Raw genomic sequence first — 13,325 nt, 5'->3', positions numbered from 1 at the left:
CTGCTTGCCCCATGAGAAAGCGGCCCCGGCAACGGCTGCCGGGGCCTGGTCAGATTGCTATTGGCCGGTGACGATCTTGGTCCAGGTGCGGGTGATGATGCGCTGGGTCTTGGGATCGTAAGGCGATACGGTGTAGAGCTTCTGCAAGGTGGCTGCATCCGGATAGATCGCCGGATCTTCCAGGATCGCCTTGTCGATGAACTGCTGCGAAGCCTTGTTGCCGTTGGCATAGAGCACATAGTTCGACGATTTGGCGATCACTTCGGGCTTCATCATGTAGTTCAGGAACTCATGCGCTTCGGCGACATGCGGCGCATCGGCCGGGATCGCCATCTGGTCGAACCACATCTGGGCACCTTCCTTCGGCACGGAATAGCCGATCTCGACGCCCTGCTTGGCTTCGTCGGCGCGGTTGCGGGCCTGGAAGACGTCACCCGACCAGCCGACCGCCAGGCAGATGTCGCCATTGGCAAGGGCGTTGATGTATTCGGAAGAGTGGAACTTGCGGATATAGGGCCGGACCTTCAGCAAGGTTTCTTCGGCCTTGGCAATCTCATCGGGCGACGTGCTGTTTGGATCGAGGCCCAGATATTTCAGTGCCGCCGGTATGATGTCGGCCGGCGAATCCAGCACATAGACGCCGCAGTCCTTCAATTTGGCCAGGCTTTCGGGATTGAAGAACACGTCCCAGCTGTCGATCTTGTCGGTGCCGAGCGCTGCCTGCACCTTCTTGATGTTGTAGCCGATGCCAACCGTACCCCACATGTAGTTGATCGAATATTCGTTGCCGGGATCATATTTGGCGGTCCGTTCCATGACCGTGTCCCACATATTTGAAATGTTCGGCAGTTTCGACTTGTCGAGCTTCTGGAACACACCCGCCTGGATCTGGCGTGCAAGGAAATTGCCGCTGGGCACGACGACATCGTAGCCGCTGCCGCCGGCGAGCAGTTTCGTTTCCAGGATCTCGTTGGAATCGAAAGTGTCGTAGACGACCTTGATGCCGGTTTCCTTGGTGAAGTCGTCGATGATCGAACTGTCGATATAGTCCGACCAGTTGAAGACGTTGACGACGCGATCCTCGGCATGCGCGCCCAAGGTGAAAACTGCCAGAAACGCCGAAGTCGCCGAAAGCCAGAGCGCTTTGCGGGTCATGCTATTCTCCTTTGATGAGTGTTCCGTCGCCAGCTCGTCGCGGCGTCCGCGCGGCTGGGCATTTGCTTCAAGGTATTGGGCTTGCAGGCAGGCGACAAGCGCGAATTGCCGGCGCCATTATCGTTCGGCGGCGAGCCGACAGCGAAGACCTGGCGTGGCGTTGGTGGTGTTCCGACGCCGTCCGACGCTTTCGCTGCGGCGCGGGCAGGGAGACGACGATATTGTCCGGCCTCGATGCGGCCGGCATGGAGACTTGGCAAGATACGCCTGTCTTGTTGTTGCCGTGATCGCAGCCTGCCCGCGCGGCTGCGACGTTGTCAATGGCTCATCTCGCTTTGACGCGCGCACTGCATCAATTAGGTGACGGCACACCGGTGACGCCCGCTCGCGCGGGCCGCGTCTGACGCTTGAACTCGAGCCCGATATGGACGAGCAGCGCGGTGACCACGACCGCACCGCCGACGATGGTGCGCGCCGACGGCACCTCGGAATGGATGAGCCAGACCCAGATCGGGCCAAGGATCGGTTCGAACGTGCCGAGCAGCGCCGCGACGGCGGCCGGAACAAGCCGGGCTCCGGTGGCGAAGAAGGCGAGACCGAGGCCCAGATTGATCACGCCAAAGGCAAAGAGGAAGCCCATATCATGGCTGGAGACGCCCAGCGCCGACGCCTGCGATGCCGCAAAGGCGGCCGCCAGCATCGTGCCGAGGCAGGTCGCCGGCGTCATGCGCACATGGGCAAAGCGGCGCGTGATCACGGTGGCGATCGAGAACATGACGGCGATGAGCAGCGCCAGCCCGTCGCCGATCGGCGACACCGCGCCATCGAGCGATTCCGACACCATGATGGCGACGCCGACAATGACGGCGGCGATCGCCACCCAGGTCGCCACCGCCACCCGTTCGCGAAACAGCGCCCAGGCAAACAGCGCCGCCAGAAGCGGCACGCCGGCCTGCATCAACAGGATGTTGGCGACGGTGGTATAGGCAAGCGCCACGACGAAAGAGGTCGACGCCGTGGCGAAGCAGAACGCCACCGCAAGGCCGGCCAGGCCCATGCCGCGAAACAGCTTCAGCGTGCCACGCCAGCCGTCGCGCCAGACCATGAAGCAGAGCAGGAAGGCGGCGGCCCAGACCGAGCGCCAGAACACCACCGTCCAGCTGTCGGCGTTGTCGATGAAGCGCGCAATGCTGCCGCCGAAGCTCCACATCAACGCCGACAGGAATACCAGCAGGAAGCCGATACGCTCCTCATTTCGCGGAGGCGAAACGACGATCTGCGGTGATGATATATCGGTCATGACTCGGACTGTCGGCGATTTCGGGGCAGCACGATGCACAGCGGACGACAGAAACGTGCTTTAATCGCGTAACGCAAAGGAGGGGATCGGGCGTGATCCAGCATCGTGTTCCATTTGGCGCACCGGCCGGCGCGCAAAGATGCCCTATCATCGACAGACGCCCATGATCGACGTAAGTTGCAGATGCATGGGGCGACGCCATGGATGAGCCATTCTACAAAACGGCGGCGATCGGCTATGACGAGCTGTTCGCCCGTGCGACGAACTCGTTTATCCCGTCCTTGCTGAAGGCAGCACGGATTGCGCCTGGCCATCGTGTGCTCGACGTCGCAACGGGCACCGGAGCAGCAGCGCAAGCTGCTGCCATCATTGTCGGCCGCTCCGGCGCCGTGATTGGCGGCGACATCTCGCCGGCCATGCTCGAATCCGCCAAACGCAATTTGAAGGACCAGCCAATCACCCTCGCAACGTTTGACGCTCACGCACTTCCTTATGAGGACCGTCGGTTCGACGCGGTGACCTGTCAGCTTGGGCTCATGTTCTTCTCGGACCAGCTTGGAGCGCTTTCGGAATTTCGCCGGGTTCTGCGCCCCAACGGCTGGACTGCGGTTAGCGTGACGACGACGCCAGAGCGTTCGTTATTCGCCAGAATCGGCGCGGTAATCGCCCGCTATGCCCCTGAGAAAGCTGAAAGGCTAAATCGCTTCTTCTCCATCCCTGACGCGACATGCTTGCATAACTTGCTGCATCGCGCCGGGTTTCGAAAGATTGACGTCCAGCTCGAAACTCGGCCGATCAAGTTCGCGTCCTTCGACGACTATTTCAGCGGCATCGCCAAGGGAGCAACATTGAGCGGCCAGGAGTATGTCCAGCTTCCTCAAGATACGAAGCGCATCGTGCGCGAGGAGGTCTGGCGCGGGCTAGCTTCGCCGGGCGCTGGAGAGCCGCTGACGATTGAAATGGACGTTCTGATAGGCAGCGGTTGCCACTAGAAGAATGCGCCGGCGGCGCGATCCCGGCAATTCTGCTTGCCGTCACTGGAAATCGAACGCCGACAGTCCCGTGACCATCTCGTCGAGGCCGAGCGGACGTGTAACGGGTGGCTCGGCGCGGGCGAGGCAGCCGATGCGTTCGCACAGCCGGCAGGCAGGGCCGACCGGCGTCGCCAGCGCAGCGGCGCTCTGTCCGGTCTTGCCGATGGCGGCCGGCCCCGGCAATGCCGCTCCATAGACGACCTCGTCGCGAAAACCGATGTCGCAGCCGAGCAACAGCGCCGTGCGCCGCGGGCGCTCGGCAAACGAGCCCTGCGGCCCTTCGAGCGTGCGGGCCATGCAGAGGAACGCCGCACCGTCGGGCATTTCCACTGCCTCGACCAGGATCTGGCCGGGCTGGGCGAAGGCGGCATGGACCGGCAGCTTCGGACAGCCGCCGCCGAAGCGGCTTTGCGGAAAGCCGTGGCTGCCCGCCTTGCGGAACCGATTGCCGGCACTGTCGACCTCGAGCATGAAGAACGGCACACCCGACGCACCCGGCCGCTGCAGCGTGGTCAGCCGGTTCGCCGCCTGCTCGAAAGAGACGCCGAAGCGCGACCGCAACATGTCGATGTCATAGCGGGCACGGACCGCAGCGGCGCGAAAAGGTTGATAAGGCATCATCAGAGCGTGCGCGGCATAGCGGCCGAGCTCGAAACGCGCCAGCCGGCGGGCTTCGTCCGTGGTCAGCTTCAGCACCTGGATCTCGGCAGCTACAGCGACGCTCATGCGGATCAGGCAGGCCTCCATCGCCACCTCGCGCAGTTGATCGAATGGCGACAGCCGCTCGGACAGGAACAGGCGCTGCGAGTGACGGTCATAGCGACGCCGCCAGTTGGGCATGGTGGCGACCGGCAGTACCTTGACGACGATGCCGAATTCACGCCGCAGCCAAGCCTTCAACGCACTGAACAGATCGTCGCCGGGATCGAGCACCGACGTGAATGCCTCGGCTTCCTCTTCGAGCGCGGCAAAATGGTTCGGCCGGCGTTCGAAAATCTCATGCACCTCGTCGATCGGCAGCCTGGCACCGGAGAGGGCGGTGGCCTTGCCCTCACGCGCGAGCAGCTCGTTGATATCCGACAATCGCTCGGCCTGCTCGCGATAGGCGCGAAACAGCTTTATGACAGCGGCGGAAGCGTTTGGCGCCGCCTCGGCAAGCTCGATGAGTTCCTGGTCGCCCGGCAGTTCGCCGGCCAGCAACGGATCTGAAAACACTTCCTTCAAATCGGCGACCGACCCCCTCGCCTCGCCCTGCAATTCATGTGGGTCGACCTTGTAGACGGTTGCCAGCCTCAGGATCAGTTGCACCGTCAGCGGCCGCTGGTTGCGCTCGATGAGATTGAGATAGGACGGCGAGATGCCGAGCCCTTCGGCCATCGCCGTCTGGGTCAGCCCCTTGGCGTTGCGGATGCGACGAATGCGCGGCCCGGCAAAGATTTTGTGGTCGGCCAATCGAGTTTCCTTGACAGAAATTTACATCCGCCGATGGCATGGCTGCCTTTACAATCATGACAGATTTACAGCTCTCATCAGTCAAACACAACACAGGTTTTCCCTTATTTTATGACTGATCAGGAGGTTTACCTCGCTTGCGTCGTGCCGACGTGTAAATGGTGTCACACATATGGCGCACATATTTCCCCTCTGCGACGCCTTCCTAAACCGGCATCAAAACCGCCTGGAGTGATCAATGACCGACTTTTACAACCTCGTCCCGTCGGCGCCGCAAGGCCGCTTTGATGGCATCGAAAGGCCCTATTCGCCGGACGACGTGAAGCGGCTGCGCGGCTCGGTGCAGATCCGGCAGAGCCTCGCCGAAATGGGGGCAAACCGGCTGTGGCAGCTCATCCATGAAGAGGATTTCGTCAACGCGCTGGGTGCCATGTCGGGCAACCAGGCGATGCAGCAGGTGCGGGCCGGGCTGAAAGCGATCTATCTGTCAGGATGGCAGGTCGCCGCCGATGCCAACACCGCTTCCGCCATGTACCCGGACCAGTCGCTTTATCCCGCAAATGCCGCGCCCGAACTGGTCAAGCGCATAAACCGCACCTTACAGCGCGCCGACCAGATCGAGACTTCGGAAGGCAACGGGCTGTCGGTCGGCACCTGGTTCGCGCCGATCGTCGCCGACGCGGAAGCCGGCTTCGGCGGGCCGCTCAACGCCTTCGAGATCATGAAGGCGTTCATCGAGGCGGGTGCGGCCGGCGTCCATTACGAGGACCAGCTGGCTTCGGAGAAGAAATGCGGTCATCTCGGCGGCAAGGTACTGATCCCGACCGCCGCACACATCCGCAACCTCAACGCCGCGCGGCTTGCCGCCGACGTCATGGGCACGCCGACGCTGGTCGTGGCGCGCACCGACGCTGAAGCGGCAAAGCTCTTGACCTCCGACATCGACGAATGCGACCGGCCCTTCGTCGATTATGGCGCCGGCCGCACGGCGGAGGGCTTCTACCATGTCAGCAACGGCATCGAGCCCTGCATCGCCCGCGCCGTCGCCTATGCGCCCTATGCGGACCTGATCTGGTGCGAGACTTCCAAGCCCGATCTGGCGCAGGCCAGGACGTTTGCCGAGGGTGTGCGCAAGCACCATCCTGGCAAGCTGCTTGCCTATAATTGCTCGCCGTCTTTCAACTGGAAGAAGAATCTCGACGACGCGACGATTGCGAACTTCCAGAAGGAACTCGGCGCCATGGGTTACAAGTTCCAGTTCATTACGCTGGCAGGTTTCCACCAGCTCAACTTCGGCATGTTCGAGCTCGCCCGCGGCTACAAGGAGCGGCAGATGGCCGCCTATTCGGAACTGCAGCAGGCGGAATTCGCCGCGGAAGCCAATGGCTATACCGCCAGCAAGCACCAGCGCGAGGTCGGCACCGGCTATTTCGATGCCGTCTCGATGGCGATCACCGGTGGCCAGTCTTCGACCACGGCCATGCAGGGATCGACCGAGCGCGCCCAATTCAGGCCGGCGGCGGAATAGCAGACAAACAGAGGGAACGCCCAAACGGGCATGGCAACACAACAGTCATGGCAACACAGGGAGAAGACCAATGGCTTCGATAAGCCGCGTCAAGGAACGGGCCGAAGAGCAGGCCACCAGCATGAATGTCGACCAGCAGGCGACCATCCGCATGCTGGCGAACGATCTGCACAGGCTCAATCAGTCGGTGATGAAGGCGGTCGAGGCAGGCGTCTCGGTCGAACTGGTGCGCTCGGCACGACACCATGGCGGCGACGGCAACTGGGGCGATCTGCTGATCCCGGTCATCGTCACACAGCGGAGCCACGACAGACAAACTCGATAGCACCGCGCCTCTTTTGAGCGCATGCTATCGCACCTTGCACGCCGCGGCTTTGCCTAATCCGGCAGAGCCGCTAATGCAACGATTTCAATGACAAGATCAGGCTGCGCAAGCGCTGCAACGCCAATAACTTCCGAGGGCGGCGGGTTGTTGTAGCTGCAGTGCTTCGGGCAGTGCACGGCAAAGAATTCGTCCAAGACGTCCAAGCGAAAATTGGGCGAGCTCAGCACGCCGCCATCTGGAAATGGCCCCTTAACAAAGAAGGTCAGCCGGATGAGATGCTCGAGCGCACTGCCAAGCTCCTCCAGATCTGATTTGATATTGGTGAGAATTGCGCGCCACTGTGCCGCTGCATCGCCAATGGCGGCGCCGCCGCTTTTGCCGATCGGATCGTAGTCCTCGGCCGTCGCGGTGTTTCCGGAAAGGTAGACAAACCCCTTTGCGCCGGTAACGACCGTACCCTTTCCCCATGGCATCAACCGGCCATTTTTGAATTTCTTGTGAGTCACGAGTTCCATCGTCATCTCCCGTCGGTCAAAGAGACGTGCTTAGCCAACGAGGAAGGGTAGTTCGGCGAGGCGATACGACAAGCTCGCGACAGGCCTGACTCGCCTTCGTCCAACCTTACGTCAACCCGGCTACGGCTGCGAGTTGGTGCGTTCGCGCTGCAAAGCCAAACTTAGCTGAGCCTGCCCGGTTGTGGTGGCAACTTCTTCTTCGGGCGGCGGCAAAGAAAAGCACTTAATTTTAATTTTAATGTTTCTTGCGATATTCTCCTGATACGCCATTTGAGCTTGACATGAGCAGTGATCTCACGCCAATTACCTCTCGAGTTTCAACCCTGCATTGAAACATTGAACAACGGCCTGCCCCGCCATGTGCCCAGCGAATCGCGATATCGAGACTGCAAAACAGCTGCCTTTCGTTAGCCGGGACATGGAGACGCGGATGCTCCCGGATTTTTCGCGGGTGCTGGTGGTCGGAAAATCACCGATCAACCGCGTCGTGGTTTCAAAAATAGTGGAGCGGTCCGGCCTCAAACCGATCTCGGAAACTCCCGAAACCGCGGCAAAGGCGTTGCACGCGCTGATTCCCGGGACTGTCGTTCTCGACGGCGGTGCGGAGAATGGGGACTGCGACGCCTTGCTGTCGGGTATCGATGCACTGCGAAGGGCGTCAGGCAGATCGCTTCCGTCGGTGATCCTGCTTTCAGTCAAGACCGGCACGCCGGAGAGCCTGGGCCTGTCCAGCGTCATCGATGCAGTGGTCGTCAAGCCGATCACCACCGAACGGCTGCAGCCGGTGATCGACCGGCTGATCGCAATTAGCCGCAATTGACGCCTACCGTGATGCCTCGGCTGCAGACCTGATCAATCAATCTCGCCGATACGCTCGATCAAGCCCGGCAGTTCACCGAGATTGGCTATCTGGCGAAAGCGTGGTGCCGAGACCGGCGGCTCGACATGTTCCAGCACCCAGGTCAGATCATGCGGAACGTGGATGCCCCAACTGCCGGCTTCGATGGCCGGCACGACGTCCGATTTGAGCGAGTTGCCGACCATCATGCCCTTTTCCGGGCCGTCGCCGTGGCGGCTGAAGATGCGGCTATAGGTGGCCGCGCTCTTGTCGCTGACGATCTCGACGGCATCAAACAGCTCGCCCAGCCCGGATTGCGCGAGCTTGCGTTCCTGGTCGAACAGGTCGCCCTTGGTGATCAGCACCAGGCGGTAGGCGCCGGCCAGCTTTTCCACGGTTTCGCGCGCATGCGGAAGCGGCTCGATCGGATGGTTGAGCATCTCGCGGCCCGCGGCGAGAATTTCGGCGATAGTCGAGGCCGGCACCTGGCCGTTGGTGACCTCAATCGCCGTCTCGATCATCGACAGCGTGAACCCCTTGATGCCGAAGCCGTAGACCGCGAGGTTGCGCTTCTCGGCCTCCAGCAATCTTGCTGAAATCCGGTCCTCCTCGGCGTGATCGGCGAGCAGTGCGGCAAAGCGCTTCTCGGTCACGCGGAAGAACTGTTCGTTCTGCCACAGCGTGTCATCGGCGTCGAAGCCGATCGTCGTCAGTTTGCGGCTGTGTTGCATGGGGACCATTAATTGCAGCGTTGCGGGAGGCCGACCCTAGACCAGGAGGCTTTTATCCGGAAGTCGTTGTGTTCCCCCGGTTATCGAGGCGCACGCCAGCCGGCTCCCCTTCCCTTTCGTCGTCGGCAACGGCTATACTCCACAATCTGCAACAAATCTGGTGATTGATGCCGCCTGCAAAAAAGGAAGTCCGTCCGTCGAGCCGCGGAGGACGCGCCCGCACGCCTGCCTTCGTGAAAAACCAACGTGGCGTCAAGAACTGGAAGGAAGTCAGCGCCTGGCTGGAATGGCGCGGCATCGAAGATATCGAATGCATCACACCCGACCAGGCCGGGGTTGCGCGCGGCAAGATGATGCCATCGAAGAAGTTCACCTCCAACACCTCGCTGGCGCTGCCTTCGGCGGTGTTCATGACAACGATTTCCGGCGGCTATCCGGAGGACGGCAACGGCTTCCACTATCCGGAGGACGACGGCGACCTCAAGCTGATGCCTGACCTCTCGACGCTGACGGTGGTGCCGTGGGAGGAGGACCCTACCGCGGCGGTTATCTGCGACCTCGTCCACCAGGACGGCCGCTCGGTCGAGTTCACGCCGCGCAACGTGCTGAAGCGCGTGCTTGCCGCCTATGACAAGCGTGGGCTGAGGCCGGTCGTGGCACCCGAGATCGAGTTCTACCTGGTGCGCAAGAACCCCGATCCGGACTATCCGCTGACCCCGCCGGTAGGTCGATCGGGACGGCCGATCGGCGGCGGCGCCGGCTATTCGATCGCCGGGGTTAACGAATTCGACGAATTGATCGACGACATCTACCATTTCTCCGAAAGCCAGGGCCTGGAGATCGACACGCTGATCCACGAGGAGGGCGCCGGCCAGCTCGAAATCAATCTGCGTCACGGCGATCCGATCGAGCTCGCCGACCAGGTGTTCATGTTCAAGCGAACCATCCGCGAGGCGGCGCTCAAGCACGAGATCTACGCCACGTTTATGGCCAAGCCGATCCAAGGGCAGCCCGGTTCGGCCATGCATATCCATCAGTCGATCATCGACAAGAAGACCGGCAAGAACGTTTTTTCGGCGGAGGACGGCTCGGAGACCGAGGCCTTCTTCCATTTCATCGGCGGCATGCAGAAACATGTGCCGAACGCGCTGGTGATGTTTGCGCCCTACGTCAATTCCTACCGGCGGCTGACGCAGTCGGCCTCGGCGCCGGTCAACAACAAATGGGGCTACGACAACCGCACCACGGCCTTCCGCGTGCCCCGCTCCGACCCGGCGGCGCGGCGCGTCGAGAACCGCATCCCCTCCTCCGACGCCAACCCCTATCTGGCGCTGGCGGCATCGCTTGCCTGCGGGCTGATCGGCATGACCAACAAGATCAAGGCCGAGCCGCCGGTTCTGACGACCGCCAACGAGGACCAGATCGACCTGCCGCGCAGCCTGCTCGAAGCCGTCGACCTGTTCGAGGCTGACGAAGAACTCGGCGCGATGCTCGGCAAGTCATTTGCCGCCACCTATGCGGCGATCAAGCGAGCGGAATTCGAGACCTTCATGGAAGTGATCAGCCCGTGGGAGAGGGAGTATTTGCTGCTGAATGTGTAGTAGGGGAGTAGGGGAGTAGGGGAGTAGGGGAGTAGGGGAGTAGGGGAGTAGGGCAATATGGCAGTAGGGCAGTAGGGCAAGGATGACGGACAAGATCGCATCGTACAGGGATCTGATCGTTTGGCAGCAAGCCATGGACCTAACAGTTGCAATCTACCAAGTAACAAGGACTTGGCCGAAAGACGAGATCTACGGGCTGACGAGTCAGGTGCGTCGGGCAGCAACGTCGGTGCCCGCCAACATCGCCGAGGGTTACGGCCGAGAAAGCCGAGCTTCCTACCAGCAGTTTCTCAGGATCGCCCAGGGATCACTCAAGGAACTGGAGACACACCTTTTAATCGCGCAAAGGGTTGGAATTACCTCTCGCGAGGCGGTCGAGTCATTGATGCCCCACAGCGAGAGCGTAGGAAAGCTCTTGCGGCTTCTGATCCGCAAGCTGTCGGCTGAATAGACACCTACTGCCCTACTGCCCTAGCCGAGCATCATGACTTACCAATCCCCAATCTCCCCCGGCCGCTCCTGGTACGAAGACACGGCCGGGCCAAGGCCCGAATATCCGACGCTCGACGGCGACCGGACATGCGATGTGGTGATCGTCGGCGGCGGCTTTACCGGCCTGTCGGCGGCTGCTCATCTCGCCAAGACAGGCGCGGATGTCGTGCTGATCGAAACGCATCGTTTCGGTGACGGCGCATCGGGCCGCAATGGTGGCCAGCTCGGCACCGGCCAGCGGGCCTGGGCAGAGGAGCTTGAGGCGGAATACGGCTTTTCCCGCGCCAAGGCGCTGTTCGACCTGGCCGAAGAGGCCAAGGCGCATCTCCTCGACTTCGCCGCGGTGCACCAGATCGAGATCGACTATATGCCCGGCCAGATGTCGGTGGCGCACAAGAAGCGCTATGTCGACGACTACAAGGCGCATGCCGAGATCATGGCAAACCGGTTCGGTTATCCGCACATCTCATTCATGGATGCCGCGGAGACAGCCGAGCGGCTGGGCTCGACGCATTATTTCGGCGGCACCCGCGACACCGGCACCGGCCACATCCATCCGCTGAAACTGGTCATCGGCACCGCAAAGGTGGCGGCAGAGGCCGGCGCAAAGCTATTCGAGCAGACGCCGTCGACCGGCATCACCTCCGGCGGCGGCAAGGTGAGGGTTGTGACGCCGAAGGGCACGATCACCGCCGCTAAATGCCTGATCGGGGTCAATGCCTATGGCGGCACGCTCGAACCGGCGAGTGCCGCGCATATCATGCCGATCGGCTCCTTCATCGGCGCAACGGTGCCGCTGGGAGCCGATTCCAAAGTGTTGCCGGGTGGCGAGGCGGTCGATGATTCGCGCTTCGTCGTGCGCTATTTCCGCAAATCGAAGGACGGGCGGCTGCTGTTTGGCGGGCGCGAGATCTATGCGGTCAACGATCCCAAGGACATCCACATCCACATCCGCCGGCAGATTGCCGAGATTTATCCGGCACTGAAGGACGTCGAGATCACCCATGGCTGGGGCGGCTATGTCGGCATCACCGTGCCGAGAAAGCCGTTCGTGCGCGAAGTGATGCCCAATGTGACCTCGATCGGCGGTTATTCCGGCCACGGCGTCATGCTGTCGAACTTTTTCGGCAAGCTTTATGCCGAGACGGTCGCCGGCAACCGCGACCGGCTGAAGCTGATCGAGGACCTGAAAATTCCACCCTTCCCCGGCGGCCGGCGTTTGCGCGCGCCACTGCTCTTTCTTGCGCTCAACTGGTACGCGTTGCGGGACAGGATTTAACCAGACGTTGCAGAATCCTTAACCAGGGCGCAGAATTCCCGCCAAGGGCGCAGTGATGCCACAATCGCGGGCGAAAGATGATGCTCGTGGGCAGCTGAACGGGGAATTTTTGCGGGCCTGCCCGCTTTTGGTTTGGGACCGATGCCGATCGAAATGCCGGCTCTCCGGCATGGGTCGTAAGAACATCGGCCCGCAAATGGAGGTGGCAAGTGTGAGAGAGCCCTTCAGTTTCGGCGCGCCGGAACGACGGCGCCTTGCGATGCAATTCGGTTACGATATGCGGCCGACGTTCTGGCACGGGGTCCGGTCGAACGCGCATCTGGTGATAGCCGCGCTTGGCACGGCCGCACTGCTCGGCGTTGCCGCGGTGGCACTGTGGCTGGCATTGCCGGCAAATGAGCGACAAGCGGCCGCAAGTCCTGAGCAGATCGTTCCGACCATCCCGGTCAAGACGACGAAGATCATGCCTGCCAAGCTTGCTGCGGCGCCGCGGACGACGGGCAAGGCAGATGCGGTTTCCCCAGCGGTGGCCGCAGCGGAAGCCGAGATACCAGCGCTGGCTCCCAACGATCCGCGCTGGACGGGGCCAAAGACGGCATCGGCCGCCGCCACGGCAGCATCCGACCAACTGGCAAGCCAGACCGAGCAGGCGACCGATAAATCGTCTGCTTCGGTGGCATTCGCCGACCCGGCAGCAAAACCCGACGCTGCGGCATTGTTTGCCAAGGTAGCGGCTCCCGGCAGCTCAACGAAAAACAGCGGGCCCGATGGCGCGCAGACCGCCGCCATCCCCACGCCCAAGCCGCAACTGCCGACGCAGACCGCGAGCGAAGACGACAACAGCACCAAGGCAAAATCCGGAAGAGCCAATACTGCCGGTACCGGACGCATCCTGAGATCCGTCACCATGCGCACCGGCCCAAAAAAGAATGCGGCCGCCATTCTCACCGTGCCGGCCAAGACATCGGTGCAAGTGATGAGCTGCAAGCAATGGTGCCAGATCGTCTACAACGGCAAGCGCGGCTGGATCTACAAGAGCTACGTCAAAACCGGGGCGTAGGCCGGCAGAGCGATT

At 61.7% G+C, this 13,325-nt stretch carries 13 protein-coding genes; 8 read left to right on the top strand and 5 right to left on the bottom strand.

Annotated elements, in window-relative coordinates:
- Positions 1-57 precede the first annotated feature (57 nt).
- Together NKI47_RS08905 and NKI47_RS08900 are read right to left on the bottom strand one after the other, a co-directional pair.
- A complete protein-coding gene (locus NKI47_RS08905; RefSeq protein ID WP_352571624.1) occupies positions 58-1,155 on the bottom strand; it encodes a polyamine ABC transporter substrate-binding protein in 1,098 nt (365 codons plus the stop codon).
- Positions 1,156-1,507: 352 nt separating this feature from the next.
- Positions 1,508-2,455, bottom strand: coding sequence for a DMT family transporter (locus tag NKI47_RS08900; RefSeq protein WP_352577540.1), 948 nt, complete (start codon positions 2,453-2,455; stop codon positions 1,508-1,510).
- A gap of 200 nt (positions 2,456-2,655) precedes the next feature.
- Between NKI47_RS08900 and NKI47_RS08895 the strand changes: the two genes are divergently transcribed.
- Positions 2,656-3,447, top strand: a complete 792-nt coding sequence (locus tag NKI47_RS08895) for a class I SAM-dependent methyltransferase (protein WP_352577539.1) — start codon at positions 2,656-2,658, stop codon at positions 3,445-3,447.
- Between the two features lie 42 nt (positions 3,448-3,489).
- Here the strand turns inward: NKI47_RS08895 and NKI47_RS08890 are convergent, their stop codons facing one another.
- Positions 3,490-4,941 carry a helix-turn-helix domain-containing protein gene (locus NKI47_RS08890; RefSeq protein WP_352577538.1) on the bottom strand — a complete coding sequence of 484 codons (1,452 nt, stop codon included), beginning with the start codon at positions 4,939-4,941 and terminating at the stop codon, positions 3,490-3,492.
- 238 nt (positions 4,942-5,179) lie between these two features.
- Here NKI47_RS08890 and aceA point away from each other — a divergent pair, with 238 nt between their 5' ends.
- Both aceA and NKI47_RS08880 read left to right on the top strand, forming a co-directional pair.
- On the top strand, positions 5,180-6,469 hold the full coding sequence (aceA, locus tag NKI47_RS08885) for an isocitrate lyase (RefSeq protein ID WP_352589277.1): 1,290 nt from the start codon (positions 5,180-5,182) through the stop codon (positions 6,467-6,469).
- 70 nt (positions 6,470-6,539) lie between these two features.
- Positions 6,540-6,794 carry an SMc00767 family acetate metabolism repressor gene (locus tag NKI47_RS08880; RefSeq protein WP_023677446.1) on the top strand — a complete coding sequence of 85 codons (255 nt, stop codon included), beginning with the start codon at positions 6,540-6,542 and terminating at the stop codon, positions 6,792-6,794.
- Between the two features lie 53 nt (positions 6,795-6,847).
- Here NKI47_RS08880 and NKI47_RS08875 read toward each other — a convergent pair whose 3' ends face one another.
- Positions 6,848-7,309, bottom strand: a complete 462-nt coding sequence (locus NKI47_RS08875; RefSeq protein WP_352589275.1) for a RidA family protein — start codon at positions 7,307-7,309, stop codon at positions 6,848-6,850.
- A 430-nt stretch (positions 7,310-7,739) separates the two neighbouring features.
- On the opposite strand from NKI47_RS08875, the gene NKI47_RS08870 reads away from it, so the two are divergent.
- Complete coding sequence (locus NKI47_RS08870) at positions 7,740-8,129, top strand: ANTAR domain-containing protein (protein WP_245274728.1); 390 nt, start codon at positions 7,740-7,742, stop codon at positions 8,127-8,129.
- A 32-nt stretch (positions 8,130-8,161) separates the two neighbouring features.
- Here the strand turns inward: NKI47_RS08870 and NKI47_RS08865 are convergent, their stop codons facing one another.
- Entirely contained in the window at positions 8,162-8,878 is a 717-nt protein-coding gene (locus tag NKI47_RS08865; protein ID WP_352589273.1) for an HAD family hydrolase, read from the bottom strand.
- Positions 8,879-9,045: 167 nt separating this feature from the next.
- On the opposite strand from NKI47_RS08865, the gene NKI47_RS08860 reads away from it, so the two are divergent.
- From NKI47_RS08860 to NKI47_RS08845, 4 genes are all read left to right on the top strand, one after another.
- Positions 9,046-10,479, top strand: coding sequence for a glutamine synthetase family protein (locus NKI47_RS08860; protein WP_352589271.1), 1,434 nt, complete (start codon positions 9,046-9,048; stop codon positions 10,477-10,479).
- Between the two features lie 82 nt (positions 10,480-10,561).
- A complete protein-coding gene (locus NKI47_RS08855) occupies positions 10,562-10,930 on the top strand; it encodes a four helix bundle protein (protein WP_023677441.1) in 369 nt (122 codons plus the stop codon).
- A 33-nt stretch (positions 10,931-10,963) separates the two neighbouring features.
- Positions 10,964-12,250, top strand: a complete 1,287-nt coding sequence (locus NKI47_RS08850; RefSeq protein ID WP_352589268.1) for an NAD(P)/FAD-dependent oxidoreductase — start codon at positions 10,964-10,966, stop codon at positions 12,248-12,250.
- A gap of 259 nt (positions 12,251-12,509) precedes the next feature.
- Positions 12,510-13,310 (top strand): SH3 domain-containing protein, encoded by an 801-nt coding sequence (locus NKI47_RS08845; RefSeq protein ID WP_352589266.1) that lies wholly within the window; start codon positions 12,510-12,512, stop codon positions 13,308-13,310.
- The last annotated feature ends 15 nt before the right edge of the window (positions 13,311-13,325 follow it).

Source organism: Mesorhizobium sp. M0633 (genome assembly GCF_040320645.1).
GTDB lineage: Bacteria > Pseudomonadota > Alphaproteobacteria > Rhizobiales > Rhizobiaceae > Mesorhizobium.
The sequence above is the reverse complement of the archived record's forward strand: the minus strand, read 5'-3'. Positions and strand labels throughout refer to the sequence as shown.

What these genes read in the sequence shown, in the direction of transcription:
- NKI47_RS08905 (WP_352571624.1), bottom strand. Translation starts at nt 1,155, where the DNA reads ATGACCCGCAAAGCGCTCTGGCTTTCGGCGACTTCGGCGTTTCTGGCA.
- NKI47_RS08900 (WP_352577540.1), bottom strand. Translation starts at nt 2,455, where the DNA reads ATGACCGATATATCATCACCGCAGATCGTCGTTTCGCCTCCGCGAAAT.
- NKI47_RS08895 (WP_352577539.1), top strand. Translation starts at nt 2,656, where the DNA reads ATGGATGAGCCATTCTACAAAACGGCGGCGATCGGCTATGACGAGCTG.
- aceA (WP_352589277.1), top strand. Translation starts at nt 5,180, where the DNA reads ATGACCGACTTTTACAACCTCGTCCCGTCGGCGCCGCAAGGCCGCTTT.
- NKI47_RS08880 (WP_023677446.1), top strand. Translation starts at nt 6,540, where the DNA reads ATGGCTTCGATAAGCCGCGTCAAGGAACGGGCCGAAGAGCAGGCCACC.
- NKI47_RS08875 (WP_352589275.1), bottom strand. Translation starts at nt 7,309, where the DNA reads ATGGAACTCGTGACTCACAAGAAATTCAAAAATGGCCGGTTGATGCCA.
- NKI47_RS08870 (WP_245274728.1), top strand. Translation starts at nt 7,740, where the DNA reads ATGCTCCCGGATTTTTCGCGGGTGCTGGTGGTCGGAAAATCACCGATC.
- NKI47_RS08865 (WP_352589273.1), bottom strand. Translation starts at nt 8,878, where the DNA reads ATGCAACACAGCCGCAAACTGACGACGATCGGCTTCGACGCCGATGAC.
- NKI47_RS08860 (WP_352589271.1), top strand. Translation starts at nt 9,046, where the DNA reads ATGCCGCCTGCAAAAAAGGAAGTCCGTCCGTCGAGCCGCGGAGGACGC.
- NKI47_RS08855 (WP_023677441.1), top strand. Translation starts at nt 10,562, where the DNA reads ATGACGGACAAGATCGCATCGTACAGGGATCTGATCGTTTGGCAGCAA.
- NKI47_RS08850 (WP_352589268.1), top strand. Translation starts at nt 10,964, where the DNA reads ATGACTTACCAATCCCCAATCTCCCCCGGCCGCTCCTGGTACGAAGAC.
- NKI47_RS08845 (WP_352589266.1), top strand. Translation starts at nt 12,510, where the DNA reads ATGCAATTCGGTTACGATATGCGGCCGACGTTCTGGCACGGGGTCCGG.